Here is a 2,412-nt window from a genome sequence, read left to right as displayed (position 1 = left end):
AATGCCGTTGTCGGCATAGACTTCCGACGCCGGAATCGTGACGCCCGAATTGAAGTGGCCGATCACGAATTTGACGCCGTCGCCAACGAATTTATTGGCGACAGAAACGCCCTGTTTGGGATCAGAAACGTCATCGCCTTGTTCGACCTCGATTTTCTGGCCGAGAATGCCGCCGGCGGCGTTGATGTCCTTGGCCGCCTGCGCGACGCCATTGGTCAATTGCGCGCCGAATGAGGCGTTCGCGCCGGTGATCGGGCCGGCGACGCCGAGCTTGATCTGGGCGCTCGCGGCGCCGCTGACGAGGGCGGCCGCAAAAATGATGGCTGCGCCTTTGAGAAACAGGGATTTCATACTAACCTCCAAAAGCGATATGACCGGTAGCGACCGCAAGCTAGCGCGGGCGCTATAACCTGTAAAGAGTGCTTTGATGGTTAGCATTCCGACTCCAGAGGAATCCAGGGCGGGCTCGCTCACGCTGATCGGCGGCGAGCTTGCCTTTGATTTCACCAACACATCCTCCGGGCGCGGATGGCCGGCGCCTACGGAACATTTGCGCTCGGCCGAAAATGTCGTCGCTTGGGCGCGGCACGCCAAAGTGCTGGGGCCGGCCGATGCCGATTGGCTGCGCGGCGCGGTGGCCGCCGACGAGGCGTTGGCGCGACGATTGCTACGGCGCGCGCTCGATCTGCGCGAAGCGCTTTACGCCATTGGCGTCGAGATCGCGGCGGGGAGTCCTGCGCCCGCGCCGCAGGTCGATCGGCTCGCCAAGGAGCATGCGGCCTGCGTCGCCCATGCGAAGCTGACGCCCGACGGCGGCCGCTACATCTGGTCGTGGACGCCGCGCGAGGCCGCTGTCGAGGCGGTGCTGGGGCCGATCGCCCTATCCGCGCTCGCCACGCTGGGCCAGGCGGACCTCACGCGCGTCAAGCGCTGCGAGGGCGAGAAATGCGGCTGGCTGTTCTTCGATACGACCAAGAACAAGAGCCGCCGCTGGTGCGAGATGGAAGTTTGTGGCAATCGCGCCAAACAGAAGCGGCTCGGCGCCCGCATGCGCGGCGGTTGAGTCGCGATCGGCGCTAATAGCTTCGCCCGGCCTGAGTCGTTCCGTAGACGACGAGGGGCATTTTTGAGAAATGCGTCGATCGCGGCCGCGTGCCGATCATGATGATTTTCGGACCGGCCGCCGCGTAGGTTTGCGGCGGGAGATACGCTTGGCCCGGCGCTGGCGCGGCGAATGTCACATTGATGATCGGCGCGCTTCCTCCGAAGCCGAACGGTTCGCTGTCGGCGGCGGGAGAGGGGATTGGCGCATCTTGAGATTCCAGGGAAATGAACTGGGGCTGTCGATCCCGACCCTGGCGAAAGGCCCTGGAATCCCTCGGCCCGAAGCGCGCCGCTTCCCGGATATGATTGGCCATGCTCGCGCGCACGGTTGGGATGGCGCTATGCCCGCCGGCGACGATGGCAAAGCCGGCGCTCGCCGAATCGAGCGCGGCGAAAGTTAGAGCGATTGCAAGGCCGATCGACCAGATTTTCATGGTCACTCCATCGATGAGGCGGCCTCCTCGACGCCGATTGTATCGGCAGAGGCAATGAGCGTGCAAGCCCCGTCAAGAATTCGCATGGCGCCGCCGCCCGCCTGGCATAGAATGGGCTGCGCATTTCCGCTTCGAGGACTCGCGATGTCAGGCCGCTTTTTTCTGGGACTCGCATGCGCCCTTCATTTGCTGACGACGGGCGCGCGCGCCGACACGCTGCGGCTGCCGGCGAACCTGACCGATCTCAGTTCCGAGGAGGGAGAAAGGTTCTTTCATGAGAGCCAAGCGCTGGAGGCTTATTTCCCGATCGCCGCCAATTTCGTGACGCAGAAGACGCAGGCCTATTGCGGCGTCGCCAGCATCGTCATGGTGCTCAATGCGCTGCATGCGCCGGCCCCCTCGACGCCCGAATATCAGCCCTACCATACCTTCACGCAGGATAATTTTCTCGACGAACATACGGACGCCGTGCTGCCCCGCGACCTCCTCGCCAGGCAAGGCATGACGCTTGATCAGCTCGGCGGATTGCTCGCGCTCCATTCCGTTGCGATCGAGGTTCATCACGCCGCCGACGGCGGTCTCGACGCCTTCCGCGCCGCGGCGCGCGATTATCTCGGCGCGAAGGACCATTTCGTCATCGTGAACTATCTGCGCAAAGCAATCGGGCAGGAGATCGGGGGTCATATATCGCCCCTAGCGGCTTATGACGAGAAGGCGGACCGGTTTCTCGTCCTCGATGTCGCGCGCTACAAATATCCGCCCGTCTGGGTGAAGGCGTCCGATCTCTTCGATGCGATGAACACGATTGACGTCGTCAATGACAGCAAGACGCGCGGCTATGTCTTGATCGCCAAAAGCGCCGTCCCGCAATGAA

General features: G+C 63.2%; 4 protein-coding genes. 2 read left to right on the top strand and 2 right to left on the bottom strand.

Annotated features, from left to right (window positions below; translation table 11 throughout):
* The coding region (locus GSQ90_RS28295; protein WP_158818330.1) for an ABC transporter substrate-binding protein at positions 1 to 351 on the bottom strand (351 nt) is incomplete at its 3' end.
* Positions 352 to 427: 76 nt separating this feature from the next.
* Between GSQ90_RS28295 and GSQ90_RS28290 the strand changes: the two genes are divergently transcribed.
* Entirely contained in the window at positions 428 to 1,063 is a 636-nt protein-coding gene (locus GSQ90_RS28290; RefSeq protein WP_158818329.1) for a CGNR zinc finger domain-containing protein, read from the top strand.
* 13 nt (positions 1,064 to 1,076) lie between these two features.
* Here GSQ90_RS28290 and GSQ90_RS28285 read toward each other — a convergent pair whose 3' ends face one another.
* Positions 1,077 to 1,538, bottom strand: coding sequence for a hypothetical protein (locus tag GSQ90_RS28285; RefSeq protein WP_158818328.1), 462 nt, complete (start codon positions 1,536 to 1,538; stop codon positions 1,077 to 1,079).
* A 144-nt stretch (positions 1,539 to 1,682) separates the two neighbouring features.
* Between GSQ90_RS28285 and GSQ90_RS28280 the strand changes: the two genes are divergently transcribed.
* Entirely contained in the window at positions 1,683 to 2,411 is a 729-nt protein-coding gene (locus GSQ90_RS28280; RefSeq protein ID WP_158818327.1) for a phytochelatin synthase family protein, read from the top strand.
* Position 2,412 lies beyond the last annotated feature (1 nt).

Source organism: Methylocapsa sp. S129 (assembly GCF_009765995.1).
Taxonomy (GTDB): domain Bacteria; phylum Pseudomonadota; class Alphaproteobacteria; order Rhizobiales; family Beijerinckiaceae; genus Roseiarcus.
The sequence above is the reverse complement of the archived record's forward strand: the minus strand, read 5'-3'. Positions and strand labels throughout refer to the sequence as shown.